At 40.3% G+C, this 16760-nt stretch carries 15 protein-coding genes and 1 tRNA gene; all 16 read left to right on the top strand.

From position 1 onward, the window contains the following. Positions 1 to 316: 316 nt before the first annotated feature. The 16 genes from queF (at position 317) to E7K77_RS05490 (ending at position 16592) form a co-directional block, all read left to right on the top strand. A complete protein-coding gene (queF, locus tag E7K77_RS05565) occupies positions 317 to 814 on the top strand; it encodes a preQ(1) synthase (RefSeq protein WP_004694169.1) in 498 nt (165 codons plus the stop codon). 1 nt (position 815) lies between these two features. Then, positions 816 to 1676 (top strand): hypothetical protein, encoded by an 861-nt coding sequence (locus E7K77_RS05560; protein ID WP_316584303.1) that lies wholly within the window; start codon positions 816 to 818, stop codon positions 1674 to 1676. 214 nt (positions 1677 to 1890) lie between these two features. Continuing rightward, entirely contained in the window at positions 1891 to 2805 is a 915-nt protein-coding gene (gene cysK / locus E7K77_RS05555; protein ID WP_008603208.1) for a cysteine synthase A, read from the top strand. A gap of 159 nt (positions 2806 to 2964) precedes the next feature. After that, the gene (gene epsC, locus E7K77_RS05550; protein WP_038125748.1) at positions 2965 to 3576 is read left to right on the top strand and encodes a serine O-acetyltransferase EpsC; all 612 of its coding nucleotides are present in this window, start codon (positions 2965 to 2967) and stop codon (positions 3574 to 3576) included. A 384-nt stretch (positions 3577 to 3960) separates the two neighbouring features. After that, positions 3961 to 4395 carry a Dps family protein gene (locus tag E7K77_RS05545; RefSeq protein WP_008603204.1) on the top strand — a complete coding sequence of 145 codons (435 nt, stop codon included), beginning with the start codon at positions 3961 to 3963 and terminating at the stop codon, positions 4393 to 4395. Positions 4396 to 4445: 50 nt separating this feature from the next. Further along, positions 4446 to 4536: transfer RNA gene (locus tag E7K77_RS05540), tRNA-Ser, on the top strand. Positions 4537 to 4746: 210 nt separating this feature from the next. After that, complete coding sequence (locus E7K77_RS05535) at positions 4747 to 5496, top strand: hypothetical protein (protein WP_008603203.1); 750 nt, start codon at positions 4747 to 4749, stop codon at positions 5494 to 5496. A 19-nt stretch (positions 5497 to 5515) separates the two neighbouring features. Next, on the top strand, positions 5516 to 6775 hold the full coding sequence (locus tag E7K77_RS05530; protein WP_008603201.1) for an Nramp family divalent metal transporter: 1260 nt from the start codon (positions 5516 to 5518) through the stop codon (positions 6773 to 6775). A gap of 306 nt (positions 6776 to 7081) precedes the next feature. Next, positions 7082 to 7684 (top strand): hypothetical protein, encoded by a 603-nt coding sequence (locus tag E7K77_RS05525; protein WP_008603200.1) that lies wholly within the window; start codon positions 7082 to 7084, stop codon positions 7682 to 7684. Further along, complete coding sequence (locus tag E7K77_RS05520) at positions 7662 to 8408, top strand: YaaA family protein (protein WP_008603198.1); 747 nt, start codon at positions 7662 to 7664, stop codon at positions 8406 to 8408. The genes E7K77_RS05525 and E7K77_RS05520 overlap by 23 nt, the downstream gene beginning before the upstream one ends. 4 nt (positions 8409 to 8412) lie before the next feature. Then, on the top strand, positions 8413 to 9531 hold the full coding sequence (gene hydE, locus E7K77_RS05515) for a [FeFe] hydrogenase H-cluster radical SAM maturase HydE (RefSeq protein WP_008603196.1): 1119 nt from the start codon (positions 8413 to 8415) through the stop codon (positions 9529 to 9531). 517 nt (positions 9532 to 10048) lie between these two features. Next, positions 10049 to 12115, top strand: a complete 2067-nt coding sequence (fusA, locus tag E7K77_RS05510) for an elongation factor G (RefSeq protein WP_008603194.1) — start codon at positions 10049 to 10051, stop codon at positions 12113 to 12115. Positions 12116 to 12397: 282 nt separating this feature from the next. After that, positions 12398 to 12874 (top strand): YhcH/YjgK/YiaL family protein, encoded by a 477-nt coding sequence (locus E7K77_RS05505; protein WP_008603192.1) that lies wholly within the window; start codon positions 12398 to 12400, stop codon positions 12872 to 12874. Position 12875: 1 nt separating this feature from the next. Beyond that, positions 12876 to 13820 (top strand): DMT family transporter, encoded by a 945-nt coding sequence (locus tag E7K77_RS05500; RefSeq protein WP_287510535.1) that lies wholly within the window; start codon positions 12876 to 12878, stop codon positions 13818 to 13820. 169 nt (positions 13821 to 13989) lie between these two features. Next, positions 13990 to 15285, top strand: a complete 1296-nt coding sequence (locus E7K77_RS05495) for an amidohydrolase (RefSeq protein ID WP_287510534.1) — start codon at positions 13990 to 13992, stop codon at positions 15283 to 15285. A 62-nt stretch (positions 15286 to 15347) separates the two neighbouring features. Next, positions 15348 to 16592 (top strand): M20 family metallo-hydrolase, encoded by a 1245-nt coding sequence (locus E7K77_RS05490; protein WP_287510533.1) that lies wholly within the window; start codon positions 15348 to 15350, stop codon positions 16590 to 16592. Positions 16593 to 16760 lie beyond the last annotated feature (168 nt).

Raw genomic sequence — 16760 nt, 5'->3', positions numbered from 1 at the left:
TATGTTGGGATGGTATTTTATATATAAACTTTTAAAAAAATGATTATATTTGAATTAATTTTAAGGTTATGATTGTTTAAATCTGATAGGACGTTATAGTCTAATATTCAGTAGCTTTAATTACTGAATGATTTAAGACTATAGCGTCCTTTTTTTATTTAGTCATTTGCAGTATAAACGAATGTTGTAGTTATGTTAGTTGCAACTTTCTATTTAATCCTATTTTACATCAAGACTTTTTTAGCACTACGTATGATATAATTTATTTATATTGAATGATTTCGCAGAATTTATATTTTATAGAAAGAGGTTCCTTATGGCATCCGGCAGATCTGAAAAAGAGTTACAAGGGGTAACGATGTTAGGTCACAAGACCGATTATCCTACTGATTATGCGCCACAGGTGTTAGAGGCGTTTGATAATAAACACCCTGATAATGACTATTTCGTTAAGTTTAATTGTCCTGAGTTTACAAGTTTGTGTCCTATGACAGGTCAACCAGACTTTGCCACAATCTATATTTCTTATGTGCCAGATAAGAAAATGGTTGAGTCCAAGTCTTTGAAGTTGTATCTGTTTAGTTTCCGCAATCATGGGGACTTTCACGAGGACTGCATCAACATTATCATGAAAGATCTTGTGAAGTTGATGAATCCTAAATATATCGAGGTGTGGGGTAAGTTTACGCCGCGCGGTGGCTTGTCCATCGATCCATACGCAAATTACGGCAAGCCTGGTACAGAGTGGGAAAAGACGGCAAAAGAGCGCCTTCATTTCCACGACATGCAGCCTGAGCGCGTAGCATACCGTTAATATGGCATACGAATATTTAACAATGGTCGCATCCTTTATTATTTGTTTTATGATGGGTGTGACCTTGTCTTTACAACCTGCATCAATAATCGTAGGGACTCACACTCATTTAAGAGAACAAAGTAAATGGACTCGCTGGAACGGATATATCATCTTTGTGTTACTCCTATTTGTGTTAGATATGCTCGTAACGAATGGTATATATATTGCGTTTCACGATGTATATGGTAATCTTTTGAACATTGGTTATCTTGATTTTGATCTGATGGATATGTTCTTTAGTGAAAGCTTTCAAATAGGCGTTATTCTAGTCTTTTCGCTTGTGTTGTTTCAAGTATTAGGGCTCGTTGATTTAGCTCATGGAGAACGGGATTTATCCTTTTATTATGACCAAGTAGATGCAGGTAAACATAAGCCTTCTTGGATGGAGCGGTACATGGGGAGTCAAAGAGGCTTTCTTGGAGCAAGCTTGGTGGGCTTGCTCTATATGCTGAGAATGACGATAAAAACAATGTGGTCTTATATCGTGTGCCTAGTGTGGTTTAAAATCCTAGCTATACTTGTAAATGTATTAGTGTCTCCGAGTATTAACCGAATTATGCATGTTGATAATGAATTGACGACCCTAATCATTTTCGACCCATACATTATCACCTATGCAGTTGCTGGTTTCTTATGGGGCCATGTAGCGTTACATCATGATGTAACTAAAGTATCGCGCTTAGCTAGTAGCATGGCTATATCTCTTATCCCTCGTCTTACAGTCTTGGTAGGAGCAATTTTCTTTATTGGATTGGCCCTCATCATTATAATGGTACCCATCACATGGGATGGGGTACTTAATGCACTTACAACAAAATAGATAAAGCTAGTTATTTCCTGTATTTTTAGGGTTTTAAAAGTCGTTCTCATTCTCTTGACAATGAAATGATTCAAATGTTAGAGTATGGTTGTATTAATTGGAATACATAAACGGTTATACCCCGTGTATGGTGAATAACAAGGTGCAATATAATATCGTCCTTGGGATGCTCCTAAGGACGATTTTTATCATCTATCGCTAGAGGGAGAATTAGATGAGTATAGTAACAAACCAAACAACTGAACTTATCGGTAAAACACCGGTATATCAATTACAAAATACTAATATCTATGTAAAGCTTGAGAAATATAATGTAGGTGGATCTGTAAAAGACCGTGCCGTACTCGGTATGTTGCAGGCTGCAAAAGAGCAGGGTCGCATCCATGAGGATAGCATCATTGTAGAAGCCACAAGTGGTAATACGGGAATCGCTCTTGCTATGGTAGGCGCTATTTTACATATTAAAACAGTAATTATCATGCCTGAAAGTATGAGTAAAGAACGCCGTGAGCTTATTAAGGCGTATGGGGCGCAGCTCATCTTAACACCAAAAGAAACAGGTATGAAGGGGGCTCTTGAGCGGGCAAATGAAATTTTAGCAAAGTATCCAAATGCTTTCACCTTGGGCCAATTCGTAAATCCTGCAAATCCAGATATGCATTACCGCACGACGGGTAATGAAATTGTAGAACAAGTGCCAAATGTCGATGTATTTATAGCGGGTATCGGTACAGGTGGTACTTTCACAGGCGTTACAAGACGATTGAAAGAACATAATCCTAATCTAAAAGCCATTGCTGTAGAGCCAGCGGGATCTCCTGCTATTACCGAAGGTAAGGGCGGCCCTCACAAAATACAAGGTATTGGGGCTGGTTTCATTCCTGAAAACTTTGACCAAAGCTTGATGGACGGCGTGCAAACTGTAAGTGATGAAGAAGCTTTTAGCGAGGTGCAAACCTTTATGCGTGAAAGTGGTATCTCTATTGGTCTTTCCGCGGGGGCGGCCATTGTAGCGGCAAAACGCATGGCTCGTGAATTACCTAAGGCGAACATCGTTGTTATTGCACCTGATGGAGTAGAGAAATATTTATCCCTTTTGGACTTCGGCAATAATGAATACGTTAAATAATAGATTTTAGATAGATAAAATACGAGATTTTGAATGATAAAAGAATAGGTTCTATATAGATATAGCCTTATATATAGGAATATAGACCAAATATGTTGTATACTAGATATATCTATATTTCTGTAGAATGTAAGTAGAGTTATTTGAGATGGAGTCACTATGATGCAAGGTTTGCGCGATTTATGGGGCAAAATTCAATATAATATTAAGCGCGTAATGGATTCTGACCCAGCTGCCACAAGTGTATGGATGGTTATATGGACATATCCACATATTACGGCTTTGTTCTGGCATTTCTTTGCCCACCGTTTATATAAGGCGGGGTGGCCAATCTTGGCTCGTCGTGTGGCTCTCCATTCTCGTCATGTAACGGGCATTGAAATCCATCCAGGTGCGACGATTGGTCGCGGCCTCTTTATTGATCACGGTATGGGGGTTGTTATTGGTGAAACGGCTATTGTAGGCGATAATGTAACCTTGTTCCATCAAGTAACACTAGGTGGGATGTCTTCTAAAAAGGTAAAGCGCCATCCGACCATTGAAGATGATGTACTCATCGGTACGGGTACAAAAATCTTAGGGGATATTACGATTGGGGCGCGCACGAAGATTGGCTGTAATCTCGTTATCAAACATGATATTCCTAAAGATATGGTAATTTTTGAAACAGACCCAGAAAATATGTATGTTCGTAAACTTAGTCGCAATGCAACCGCTGCACAAGCAGAGGAGAAAAAAATCCCTGATAATTACATAGAATACTATATTTAATATAGAAACGTATTTAATATATAATCATATTTAATATAGAATCATACAAAGAATCATACAAACCTCTAACTATTGGATTAACTAGTAGTTAGGGGTTTTTTATGATTCGAAGAAACATGTTTCTTCGAATTATTGGATTTAGATTTGGTATGTATTGTATTGGGGATAAGTTTGATTTAGTATGGTTATAATATTTTCATTAAACTTTTATACAAAAATATCTGCTCATGTATTGACATGGAAAATCATTATTGGTAGAATATAAACATAATCAATATTGATTATAAATTAAATAAACGAATTGATGGCGTAGAAACCAACTGTGTTTGTTCTGCTTTTAGAATAAACTATAATTGAGAATTAAGTGAAAAAAGGAGTTTTATTATGAAAAACGTACAACAAGTAAATCAATATTTAGCAGATCTTTCCGTATGGAATGTAAAATTACATAATTTACACTTCAATGTAACTGGTCCGCAATTCAAATCCATCCATGAATACTTGGAATCCATCTATGATGAAGCATTTGAATACTTTGATGCCGTAGCAGAACATGTGAAAATGCAAGGTCAATTTCCATTGGTAAATTCTGCAGAATACACAAAATTGACTAAAATCGAAGAACTTGGTCAAGAAGACATCCCTCAAGCAAAGGTAATTGATATCCTTCTTAAAGATTTTAAATACATGAATGATCAAGCTGTAGCAATTCGTGCAGCCGCTGATGAAGAAGGTGATTTCTTGCTCGTAAGCATGATGGAAGATCACGTTGCATACTATGTAAAACAGATCTGGTTCATCGAATCTATGCTGAAATAAGACGATTGACAATGCCTTATTGGGTATGATATGATTACCCAGTAAAGCATGGAGGATTACTCAAGAGGCTGAAGAGGACGGTTTGCTAAATCGTTAGGGCGGGTTACCGTCGCTAGGGTTCGAATCCCTAATCCTCCGCCATGTAAAGACCCCACATCACTCGATGTGGGGTCTTTTTGTATAATATATTAATTTATTATATTATTTATATAGGCCTAATTTGTGAGGATTCGAGTGAGTCCAAGGCCTTATTAGTATTGAATGACACAGGTGTGTAAGGGTATAGAGTTGACGTATGTCTAGGGGTTTCATATAATAGATTGTATAAAATGTAATTTTAAGGAGACTCTTATGAATACAAAACATACACGTCAAATGAATCGTATCCGTCGAGCGTTAGGCATTGGCACATTATGCCTCGTTGCGTCTGTTGGCTTTAGTCATGCTGAAAGTATTGCCATTCCAAGTGCACGTCCTATGGTGGATGGCGTAAGTGCTGATGTAGAGACTGTTAGTAGTTCTAGTAAAGGGCAACAGCATGTAAACTCAGATGTTATTACGCCTAATGATTGGACGTATACAGCGTTACAAAGACTCATTAAACATGGTGCTATTACAGATACCCACGGATTTACTTTTGATGGTGCTAGCTACACAAAGGATGAGCTTATGCCACTTATCGATGAGGTAGTCACAAAACGTGAGCAAATGAACGACAATGATCGGGAATATGCATTGCGTATCTACCAAGAAAATATGCGTGATGTAATGGATTACCGTATTGCTCGCGATAAAAAAGTTACTGACGAGCGCCGTCAAAAACTAGATGAAAAGCGTGCTGAAAAGGCTAAAAAATCTGGTAAGATGTATCAAGTATCCAAGGATCAACAAGAGGCTCTTGATAAGGCTGGTGATGAAGTAGCAAAACCGGAAGAACGCGCTTTAACAGATGAACAAATCAAAGAAAAAATGAAGAAATTCAAAATTGATGATTCTCGCGTTAAGGTAAATAATGAAGTGCGTATTCGTTACGCTGATTCCAAGGATAAAAAGTCCAAAACAGATGCTCGTATGCAGACGGAGATGACCTTCACTCTATAACTCTTAGTAAGGGGTTATAATGATTGATTTTTTAAAGAAACAGTTGTTTACTGTCCATCAAAATGGTAAGCAGCAGGTAAGTGAGGTCTTTAAATATATAGGACCTGGTATAATCGTAACCGTTGGATTTATCGATCCGGGCAACTGGGCTGCTAACTTGGCAGCTGGTGCCAGTTATGGTTACGAATTATTGTGGGTAGTCACACTATCTACGATTATGCTCATTTTATTACAGCATAATGTGGCACATTTAGGCATTGTACGCGGTCAATGCTTGTCGGAATGTGCCTATGAATTCTTACCGCGTTATGCATCTCGCTTTGTGCTTAGCACGGCAGGAATTGCGGCGGCAGCGACGGCCTTGGCTGAGTTTATTGGCGCCGCTATCGCCTTGAAGATGCTCTTTGGTATTCCTATCTTGATAGGCAGCATTTTGACGGCTCTTATCTGTACGGTCATGCTCATTACGAACTCCTATCGTAAATTAGAGCGAATCATTGCTGGCTTTGTATCCCTCATCGCATTGGCGTACCTCGTTGAGGTAAATATGGTCAACGTGGATTGGGCAACGGCTGGTATCGGTTGGGTGGATCCTAATATACCTAATGAATCGATGCTCGTTATTTTGAGTATATTAGGGGCTGTAATTATGCCTCATAACTTGTTTTTACACTCTGAAATCATCCAAAGTCGCCAGTTTAATACACAAGACCCAGCGATTATGAAACGGCAGTTGCGCTATGAATTCCTCGATACTTTGTTATCTATGGGGATTGGGTGGATGATTAACTCTGCCATGATTATATTGGCGGCGGCTGTCTTCTTTGCTCATGGTATTGAAGTAACAGAGCTTGAACAGGCTGAAGAGTTGTTGCGACCACTCATTGGACCCGCAGCGGGTATTATTTTTGCAATAGCATTGTTATTTGCAGGTTTTGCCTCATCCGCTACAGCAGGTATGGCGGGGGCAAGTATCTTTGCAGGAATGTTTGGCGAGTCTTACGATATGAAAGACTTCCATACGCGATTAGGCTTGGCACTAACATATGTTCCAGCATTATTGTTGATCGTGTTTATTACAGATTCCTTCCAAGCATTATTGTTCTCTCAAATGTTCTTGAGCTTGCAATTACCAATCACCATCTTCTTGCAACTTTACATGACAAGTAGCCGCAAGGTCATGGGAGAATACGCGAACCGTAAATTTACAAATATTCTCTTATGGAGCATAGGTATCATCGTTACGATCATGAATATCTACTTATTGATTGTAGGCTAATAGAACATTCTTTGTTAGTTACCAAAAGGTTTATTATAAAATCATAATTAGAATACAGCATTAGAGTACAATATTAGAGTATAATATTAGAGTACAACATTAGAATACAAAATTAAAATGCAAAGGACCGCTATGGCGGTCCTTTTGTCATGTTGCTAACGTATCTATTATGTGAAAAGCGTATCTTTGAATACCCAAGAGGGGTATAAAATATGGTACAATTAAAAATAGTATAATTAAGATTAATATAATATCTGTTGGGGATATTCCTTAGCAGTGTGATATATGGAAAACTAGGAGGCCCTAATGGCAAAGGAAATCAAAGTGCAAGAGACAATACAATCTGATTTTAGTGTTGTGGTTAACGACATTGCTGAAGAGTTATTGACGCGCCTCAATATGGATGAGGATGGTTCTGTTATCGATATGTTCCAAACAGGCTCTTTTGATCCTTGGCAGTTATTCGTATTTTTTGGCGCTTTAGAAAAAGCTCTTATTGAGTTCAGAACGGATAAACGCAAGAAAACGGTTATCGTTCATGCACAACCTGAGGCTCTTATTGGCATAGGCCGCGTAGTGACACCTGTATCTACTATGCTTGAGCATGTATTGATGTCTCGTTTGAACGACATGAGCGAAGGCCGCTTGGAAACAGGCATGCTTACAGTATCTGCTGAAAGTATCGATTATGAAGGTGTAAACCTTAAAGGGCGTCACGTGGTTATCGTATGCGACCTTGTAGATGAAGATTCTAATTATCTCAAAGAATGCATTAAATTATGTAAAGAATTGAAAGCAAGCCACGTAGTGGCGGTGCCTCTCATGTTGTGGAACCCAGAATTGATCGATAATTTGACAGAGGAATCTATTAAGGCGGAATTATCTCATGAAAATCGTCCTCTCTCCTAGTAAGACAAAAACGATTACCGATGTTGCTAGAAATGATGAGGCAGTACATCATGCAGTCCGAGACAGCCAATTTCAGCCGAACATCACGAAAAAGATTATAAATCATGTACAATCTCTTGATGTAGCAGCTCTTGGAAAGGCGCTAAAGCTAAAGGCTGATAAGGCACAGGCTGTCTTTGATTTTTACCAGGACTTTGAGTCCCATCCAGTAGGTATCGCTTGTGAAAGCTACGATGGTATTGCTTTCAAATATTTAGACTGGTTGAACTTATCTGATGAAGCCAAGACCTTTGGTGAAAGCCACCTCGTTGTGATGTCCGCGTTGTATGGTGTCGTTGAACCTAATATGGGGGTGCGCAACTATCGACTCGATATGGTTGATAAGGTAGGCGTTAATTTATACGATACATGGCGTGAAGCAGTGGATGCATACTTTCACAAGGAAGATTGGATCCTAAACCTAGCATCTAAAGAATATGCAAAAATGGTGAACCATCCAAAGGTGGTAACCATTGAATTTTGGGAATTACGGGGCAACACGTTTAAGCAGATGAGTACGTCCTCCAAAATGAGTCGAGGTGTGATGGCTCACGAATGTTTAACACGACAAGTGAAACATGTGCGGGACTTGCCGCGCGAAATTAATGGATTTACCTGTGTCTCTGACATTGAATCCATTACCATACCAAGCGAATCGATGACGATTCGTTACGAAAGGAAGTGATTGTTTGCAAGTGCAAGACATTCTTGCAAAAGACCTTGTCGGTGATGAATGGCTGACCGAGGAGGAACTAAGATTTCTCATGTCTGTAACTGATGAAGAGCAGTTGCAGTTGATATATAAAAAGGCCTACGAAGTGAAGGCAAAATACGTAAAGCCTGTAGCGTATTATCGTGGCCTCATCGAGTTCTCGAACCGATGCATTAAGAATTGTAATTACTGCGGTATCCGCCGAGAAAACGATAAGGCGGAACGCTTTGATATGAATCGCGAAGATATCATCAAGATGGCACAGTGGGCGTACGATCATGAATATGGTTCCATTACACTCCAATCTGGTGAACGCTGTGATGATGCCTTTGTGGACTATGTTGTGGATTTAATTCGCGATATTAAAGCCATTGGTGATGGTTCTCTTGGCATAACGATGTGTGTAGGGGAACAAAGCGAAGAGGCGTACCGTCGCATGCGTGAAGCTGGTGCGAGTCGTTATTTATTACGCATTGAAACAACCAATACAGATTTATACCATAAGATTCATCCTCGTGATGAATTACATTCCTTTGAGACGCGCGTAGAATGCTTACGTCGTTTGCGCCGCGTAGGCTTCCAAGTTGGCACAGGTGTTATGATTGGTCTACCTGGGCAAACAGAAGATGATCTCGTAAATGATATCTTGTTCTATCGCGATATGGATATCGACATGATCGGTATGGGCCCTTATGTGGTGCATCATGATACGCCTCTGGGCCAAGAAGCATTGGCAATGGGCATTGATGATGAAGAGGGTAAGTTGCGACGAGTTCAACTGGGCCTCAAGATGATTGCCCTAACTCGTTTATTCTTGAAAGACGTAAACATTGCGGCAACTACTGCCTTACAAGCACTAGATAAACTAGGCCGTGAAAAAGGTTTAGCGGCTGGGGCGAATATCCTAATGCCTATCATCACCATTCCTGAACACCGTGCAAAATATTTGCTATATGATAATAAACCTTGCGTGGACGACAATGCAGAACAATGTAAAGACTGCCTGACGCGCCGCGTAATGTCCATCGGTGATACAGTAGGTTGGAAACAAAATGGGGACTCCAAACACTACGGTAAACGGACGGGAGAATTTTAGTATTCTATGATTTACCTATATCTTTTAGTGAATTATATATTTACCACTAGTATTGCCTATATATAGATGGGACCCCGTTACATAATGACAACTTAATTAAAAAAGACGGTCTATACTTGCTTGCTCCTCGTTCCTGATGTCGCTGCACAAGTACAGACCGTCTTTTTTATAACTTTGTGAGGGCACTAGTCCCATCTATATAGGTTTACGAATAAAGCTTTATTAATAGATCTTTAACTTCATTATAAACATAGAAATACTAAAATTCTTTAGGAATAGAAGGAAAGTCGTCGAAACTATAGATGACTAGTATTGCAATATTAGTTATACTCTGTACGGGTACGGAACTCTTCTAAGTCCTTATTGGTAAATTTGAGTCTTTATTCGTCAAATATAGATTGAAGAATTATATTAATCCTCTTTTTGGAGAAATTTTTCTCAGAAAAAGAGGATTTTTCTATTGTAGTGTCGAAATGTATTAGCAAAGCCGTAATTTGCCAGTAAGGAGGCGATTCCAATGAAAGAGTACAGTAGTGATAAAATTAGAAACGTTGCTGTTGTTTCCCACGATGGTGCGGGCAAAACAGCTCTTGTTGAATCCTTGTTGTTAACTTCTGGTGCGGTTGATTTCGTAGGTAAAGGTCAAGATAATAAACATATTATGGACTTTGAACCGGAAGAAATTAAACGTAATGTAACTATTCAATTGGGCATGGCGCCATGTGAGTGGCATGACCATAAGGTTAACTTCATAGACACTCCAGGCTATAACGAATTCCATGGCGAAGTTCGTGCCGCTTTGCGTGCTTGTGATGGTATGTTGATGGTGCTATCCTCCACATCTGGTGTAGAAACTGACACAGTTCGCGCATGGGATTATGCAGTTGAATTACAAATGCCTCGCATGGCATTTATCAATAAAATGGATGTTGATGGTGCTGACTTCTTTGGCACTATTGAAAGAATGCGGGAATTATTTGGCAAAGGCATTATGCCATTGCAGATTCCTATCGGTGAAGGTGCCGATTTTGAAGGCGTTGTAGACGTAGCGAAAATGACTGCGTTTACTTATAAGGACGGCCAACCAACAGAGGTCGCTGTACCAGCTCACCTTATCGAAAAGGCTCAAGAAATTCGGGAAATGACCGTAGAAGCCGCGGCTGAAGGTAGCGATGAGTTGTTGGAAAAATATTTAGAAGGCGAAGAATTATCCTTAGAGGAAATCCGCCAAGGCTTGCGTGAAGGGATGATTAGTGGCCGTGTGTGCCCAATCATGTGTGGCAGTGCCACATCTCGTATTGGCTTAGATCAAGTATTGGATCGTATGATCCGTTACATGCCGGATGCAACTAAAAAAGTGATGACCGCAACTGATGCGGAAACCGGCGAACAATGTGTTGTACATGTAGATAAACCATTAACTGCATTCGTATTTAAAACATTGTTAGACCCATTCGCAGGCAAACAAAGCTTTGTACGTATCTTCTCTGGTGAACTGAAAGAAGGCGATCGCCTTTATGATGTAAACCAAGGTGTAGAAGAAAAATGGGGCAAGATGGTTACCCTTATCGGGAAGCAACAAATCCCTGTATCTGCTGCTAAAGCTGGCGATATCGTAGTGATACCGAAATTGGCCAATGCTAAGACCGGCGATACATTAACGGCTCCTGACTTTAAAGTAACATACGATGCTATTCGTTTCCCTCAACCTCTATATACAGTGGCTATGGAGCCAGTGAAAAAAGGTGAGGAGGAAAAATTAGCTAGTGCTGTTCTTAAAGTGGCAGAAGAAGATCCTACTTGCGTAGTAGTGAAAAATGCTGAAGCTCGCCAATTACAAATCGATTGTATGGGCGAAGTACATCTTGAGCATATCCTCAACAAAATGGACCGTAAATACGGCGTACAAGCTAAACTTGTGGCTCCATATATTCCATACCGCGAAACCATTAAAGGCTCTGCTGAAACCGAGTCTAAGTATAAGAAACAAAGTGGCGGTCATGGTCAATATGGTCACGTTAAGATTCAAGTGGATCCATTATATGATGGTAGCGAATTTGCATTCGTAGACAAAATTTTTGGTGGTGCTGTACCTAAGCAATACATACCAGCAGTGGAAAAGGGTGCCAAAGAAACCCTAGATAAAGGCCTAATTGCAGGATATCCTATGATTGGCGTGCAAGTGACACTCTTGGATGGATCTTACCACAGCGTAGACTCCTCAGAGTTAGCATTTAAAGTAGCTACGTCACAGGCTATCAAGGATGTGATTCCTAAGGCGAAACCAGTACTATTAGAACCAATCTATGAAGTCAACGTGTTTGCACCAGATGCTTTCATGGGCGACATTATGGGTGATTTGAATAGCCGTCGAGGTCGTGTATTAGGCATGGAACAAAGTGAAAGAACCGGTATTTCCGTTGTTAAAGCACAAGTACCATTGGCTGAAATGTCCGATTATGTGACTGCATTGCGCTCCATTACACAAGGACAAGGCGTATTTAACCGTCAGTTCTATACCTATGAAGAGGTTCCACATAAGCAAGCGGAAGAAATTATCGCTGCTCATAAAACCCAAGAATAAGGTAATGGCCACATGCTGTATTTAATACAGTTTGAATCACTACAACTGAATAGACAATTGCATAATGTAACAATTTAATACTGTAACAATTTCATAGTGTAATGATTGACGTAAGTCATAAATTTGAATAGTATTTTACTGAGGCCCTCCATATATGTAGCGTATGGAGGGCTTTTACATAAGAGAATAGCTAGTTCTTTATGTATATATGTGCTAACATAAAAGGTAATATAATTGGTTTATTGTGGTGCCATATCCATAGATATTGTGAAAGGATTGTGTATGTTTTTCTCTAATATTACCGCAGATTATACAAAAATGGGCTATCCTAAAGCCATCGTGCGCGCTTTGGATTTCTTGAAAAACACAGATTTGAAAGCGTTGCCTGGAGGGCGTCATGCCATCGAGGGTGACATGATGTATGCTAACGTAGATGATGTAGAAACAAAACTATTTGAAGCTACAAAACCAGAATCGCATCGTAATTATGTAGATATCCAATTTATGGTGAGCGGCGAGGAAAACATGGGCTTTTTCGTAGATAAAGGTCTCGTTAAACCTGTGGAGTCCTATCCAGATCGAGATTGCTATTTCTATCCTAATGAAGCGGTTGATGAAGGGCAAATCCATTGCCCAGAAGGGTACTACACCGTATTCTTCCCCTCTGATGTTCATCGGCCCTTGCTTGCTGTAAACGATAAACCCATCAAAATCCGTAAGGTGGTTGTGAAAGTTCACGTATCTTTGCTCGGTGACTAGCATGAAACAATATGAAGTTATTGGTGTTATTATAACTTTATTAGGCGCTGTTTTATGGGGTGTATCAGGTGCATCCGTACAGTTCTTAAGCAATTTTAGAGATATGAATTTGGAATGGCTAGTAACTATGCGATTGATTACAGCAGGTTTACTAACTGTTATTTATGCATGGTTTAGATTTGGAAATTCTATCTTTAATGTATTTCATAGTGTAAAGGATACGCTAGGACTCATTATTTTTGGCGTATTTGGAATGGCATTATGCCAATATACATACTTTAGATCCATTGCTTTAGCTGGAGCTGGCATTGCAACGGTTTTACAATATCTGGCGCCGTCTATGATTATTATTTACCTGCTGGTTCGCTATGGTAAACGACCATCCAAGGGGGAGACGGTTTCTGTTATACTTGCCTTAGTGGGGACCATTTGTTTGATGGGGAATGGTGATGGTCTTTCTATTAAAAGCTTCCCGATGGCGGTTCTCGTATGGGGGCTTTTATCTGCTGTCGGTGTAGCCGTATATAGTATTTCTCCTGTTGATTTACTCTACAAATATGGCACGTTGCCTATTGTGGGATTCGGGATGTTCATTAGTGGTATTGTAGCCGCTATATTATTCCATCAACCGAATTCATATGCAGTGTGGGACGCATGGACTATTATTGGTTGTTTCAATGTCATATTCCTCGGGACGATAGTATCTTTCAATGCCTATTTAGAAGGGGTTAAACGAATTGGGGCCGTACCAGGATCTATTTTGTCATCTATTGAACCTATTTCGGCGGCTTTCTTTGGGTGGGCTTTTTTAGGAAATGAATTTAGTCTATTAGGGCTAATTGGTATGGCTATGATTATTGCTACCGTTGTTATCATTGCTTGGGATAGACAACGAACTATTAAACGAGAAGTACTGGCAAAACTGAATAAAACAATATTAGAATAAATCGATAAGAACACATATATCACAGAAATCATTTCGTAGTATATGTGTTTTTTGTTATAACATAAAGTATATTTTAGATACTGTATACATGCGCCATTTAGTTGACTATTTACATATCAATTCATATAGTAAATATATACGTGATTATTAGTTTGTTAAGGAGGTATTTATGTCTGTAAAAGATTTTGTGCAACAACGACGTGATGCGTTAATCGCTATGCGTCGAGATTTTCATATGTACCCTGAACCTGCTTGGCTTGAGTATCGCTCTGCTGCGAAGGTAGCGGATAGGCTTATTTCTTTGGGCTATGATGTGGCGTTAGGCGCAGATGTACTCGATTTAGACTCTCGTATGGGCTTGCCTAGTGATGAGGTTATGAAAGCCGCTATGGATCGCGCCATCAAAGAAGGTGCTAATCCTGAGCTTGTAGAAAAGATGGGCTATGGTAAAACGGCCATTGTTGCAACTATGAAGTTCGGCGGCGAAGGTCCCGTAGTAGCATTTCGTGTAGACATGGACTCTAACGATGTTATCGAAGCTAAAGAGGATAGCCATGTGCCTACAAAGGAAGGATTCCGTTCTTGTCACGATAAGGCGATGCACGCTTGTGGTCATGATGCACATATGACGATGGGGCTGGGCCTAGCTGAATATTTGGCTGTGCACAAGGATGAATTCAAAGGCACTATTAAACTTATCTTCCAACCAGCAGAGGAAGGCGTGCGCGGTGCTAAAGCGATGGCGGAAGCGGGCGTTGTGGATGATGTAGATTTGATGTTCGGCATGCATATTGGGTTTAATGAAAATCTATCCAATTGTTTTGCGTGTAGCGATCATGGCTTCTTAGCCACTACAAAACTTGATGCGGTATTCCACGGTTATTCTGCTCATGCTGGTGGCTCCCCTGAAAAGGCACAAAATGCAATGCTCGCCGGCTGTACAGCAGTTCTTAACTTACAAGCCATCGCTCGTCATAGTCAAGGCGCTTCTCGCATGAATGTAGGTGTTTTTGAAAGCGGTACAGGCCGCAATGTGACGCCTGATGTGGCAGTTCTTAAACTAGAAACTCGTGGTGCTACGACAGAAATCAACGATTATATGATTGAACGAGCAAAGACTATTATTAAAAGTGCTGCAGAAATGCACGATTGTACCTTTGAAATCACAAAACAAGGAGAAACTCCTGCAGGCCGTATCAGCGATGATTTAGCTCGTGAGGTGCAAGCTATCGTGGAGCCACTTGGTATTTTTAAAGAGGTTCCATTTGATTACAGCGGTGGCGGTAGTGAAGATTGTGCGTACTTCTTGAACCGTGTCATTGATCGCGGCGGTAGAGCGACCTATATGGTTGTGGGATCTGCCATTAAAGCACCGCATCACAATCCGCTCTTTGATATCGATGAAGAAGATATGCTAAATGGTATCGTTGCATTAGGTACTATTGCTGCTCACTATTTAAAATAAGCTTTATGTACTAGCATCATATGGTTTGTCAGTAATTGATGTAATAGATTATGAGGTGTTACATGATTCAACGAGAGCGATTGGTTAAAGATTTTGAGGCTATGGCCCAATTGACGGCTCCTGGTGAGGGCATTAATCGCCTTGCTTTCACCGATGCAGATTGGGCAGGACGGCAATATATTATAGACCGCATGACCGATGCGGGACTAACCGTTGAGACTGATGATTTTGGTAATGTTATTGGTTATAAGAGCGGGAAGAATCCAGAGTTACCCGTTGTTATGATGGGGTCTCATACGGATAGCGTGCCCAATGGAGGCAATTACGATGGTGTGGTGGGCGTGTTATCTGCCATTGAAGTAATTCGTAGCATCACTGACGATGGTTATGAACATGACCATACCATCGCTGTGGTATCCTTCATGTGTGAAGAGTCCGGTCGTTTTGGGAATGCTACACTAGGTAGTAAGGCCATGCGTGGTGAATTAAGATTACAAGACTTACACCGATTGGTAGATAAACAAGGAATTTCCTTGTACGAAGCATTGAAAGGTCGCAACTTAAATCCCGATGGGATTGAAGAAATGGAATATAAACGACCTGTAAAGTCTTTCACAGAAATTCATATTGAACAAGGAAAGGTACTGGAGCACGAACAGAAAACGATTGGTATTGTGACTGGTATTGCAGCGCCAGAGCGATTCTATGTAACCATTCGGGGCAATGCCGATCATAGTGGCGCTACGCCGATGAACTTGCGTCATGATGCCCTATGTGGAGCCTCAAAAATCATCCTCGGCATCGAGGAGATTGCATCTATGCAAGAGGAACCACCCGTGGTGGGAACTGTCGGTGTTGTGGAGGTTACACCAGGGGCGATGAATGTCATTCCTGGAGCTGTGAAACTAGGCGTAGATATTCGCAGCATATCTAAGGTAGCTCGCAATTCCATAATCACTCTTGTTAAGGAATTTATCGATATTACTACAGAAAAACGGGGATTATCTTATACGATTGAGCCTATTGCACAAGACCATCCGGTGGCGATGCACCCTGCGATGATTCGAGAAATCGAAGAGGCTGTTAAGTCTGTAGGTGTAGAATATATGACTATGCCGAGCGGTGCCGGTCATGACGCGATGCATTGGGCGGAGGCAGTTCCTACGGGAATGATTTTTATTCCATGTCGTGATGGTATCAGTCATAATCCTGCAGAATTTGCCGAAATGGATGATATCGTAACGGGTGCAGAGGTGCTTGATAAGGTGATCAGAAAACTTAGCTTGGAAGAAACGAAGCTTGTTTAATATACTTTTTTCTATATAGATAAGTAGTTATATAGATATATGATTATACTGTATATATTTGAGTGATTATTTTTATTATAGTTAGGCCTCTTAGGTGTAAGACATAGATAGGACTATTGTATTTAGTGTTGTTAGTTGTGTATTGGATGTAAAGTGTTTATAGAGGGG

The organism is Veillonella parvula (assembly GCF_032577575.1).
Classification (GTDB): Bacteria; Bacillota; Negativicutes; order Veillonellales; family Veillonellaceae; genus Veillonella.
This window is presented reverse-complemented; position numbering and strand designations above follow the sequence as displayed.

What these genes read in the sequence shown, in the direction of transcription:
- epsC (WP_038125748.1), top strand. Translation starts at nt 2,965, where the DNA reads ATGATGCAAGGTTTGCGCGATTTATGGGGCAAAATTCAATATAATATT.
- cysK (WP_008603208.1), top strand. Translation starts at nt 1,891, where the DNA reads ATGAGTATAGTAACAAACCAAACAACTGAACTTATCGGTAAAACACCG.
- E7K77_RS05525 (WP_008603200.1), top strand. Translation starts at nt 7,082, where the DNA reads ATGGCAAAGGAAATCAAAGTGCAAGAGACAATACAATCTGATTTTAGT.
- E7K77_RS05520 (WP_008603198.1), top strand. Translation starts at nt 7,662, where the DNA reads ATGAAAATCGTCCTCTCTCCTAGTAAGACAAAAACGATTACCGATGTT.
- E7K77_RS05530 (WP_008603201.1), top strand. Translation starts at nt 5,516, where the DNA reads ATGATTGATTTTTTAAAGAAACAGTTGTTTACTGTCCATCAAAATGGT.
- fusA (WP_008603194.1), top strand. Translation starts at nt 10,049, where the DNA reads ATGAAAGAGTACAGTAGTGATAAAATTAGAAACGTTGCTGTTGTTTCC.
- E7K77_RS05560 (WP_316584303.1), top strand. Translation starts at nt 816, where the DNA reads ATGGCATACGAATATTTAACAATGGTCGCATCCTTTATTATTTGTTTT.
- E7K77_RS05500 (WP_287510535.1), top strand. Translation starts at nt 12,876, where the DNA reads ATGAAACAATATGAAGTTATTGGTGTTATTATAACTTTATTAGGCGCT.
- E7K77_RS05495 (WP_287510534.1), top strand. Translation starts at nt 13,990, where the DNA reads ATGTCTGTAAAAGATTTTGTGCAACAACGACGTGATGCGTTAATCGCT.
- E7K77_RS05490 (WP_287510533.1), top strand. Translation starts at nt 15,348, where the DNA reads ATGATTCAACGAGAGCGATTGGTTAAAGATTTTGAGGCTATGGCCCAA.
- E7K77_RS05505 (WP_008603192.1), top strand. Translation starts at nt 12,398, where the DNA reads ATGTTTTTCTCTAATATTACCGCAGATTATACAAAAATGGGCTATCCT.
- E7K77_RS05545 (WP_008603204.1), top strand. Translation starts at nt 3,961, where the DNA reads ATGAAAAACGTACAACAAGTAAATCAATATTTAGCAGATCTTTCCGTA.
- E7K77_RS05535 (WP_008603203.1), top strand. Translation starts at nt 4,747, where the DNA reads ATGAATACAAAACATACACGTCAAATGAATCGTATCCGTCGAGCGTTA.
- queF (WP_004694169.1), top strand. Translation starts at nt 317, where the DNA reads ATGGCATCCGGCAGATCTGAAAAAGAGTTACAAGGGGTAACGATGTTA.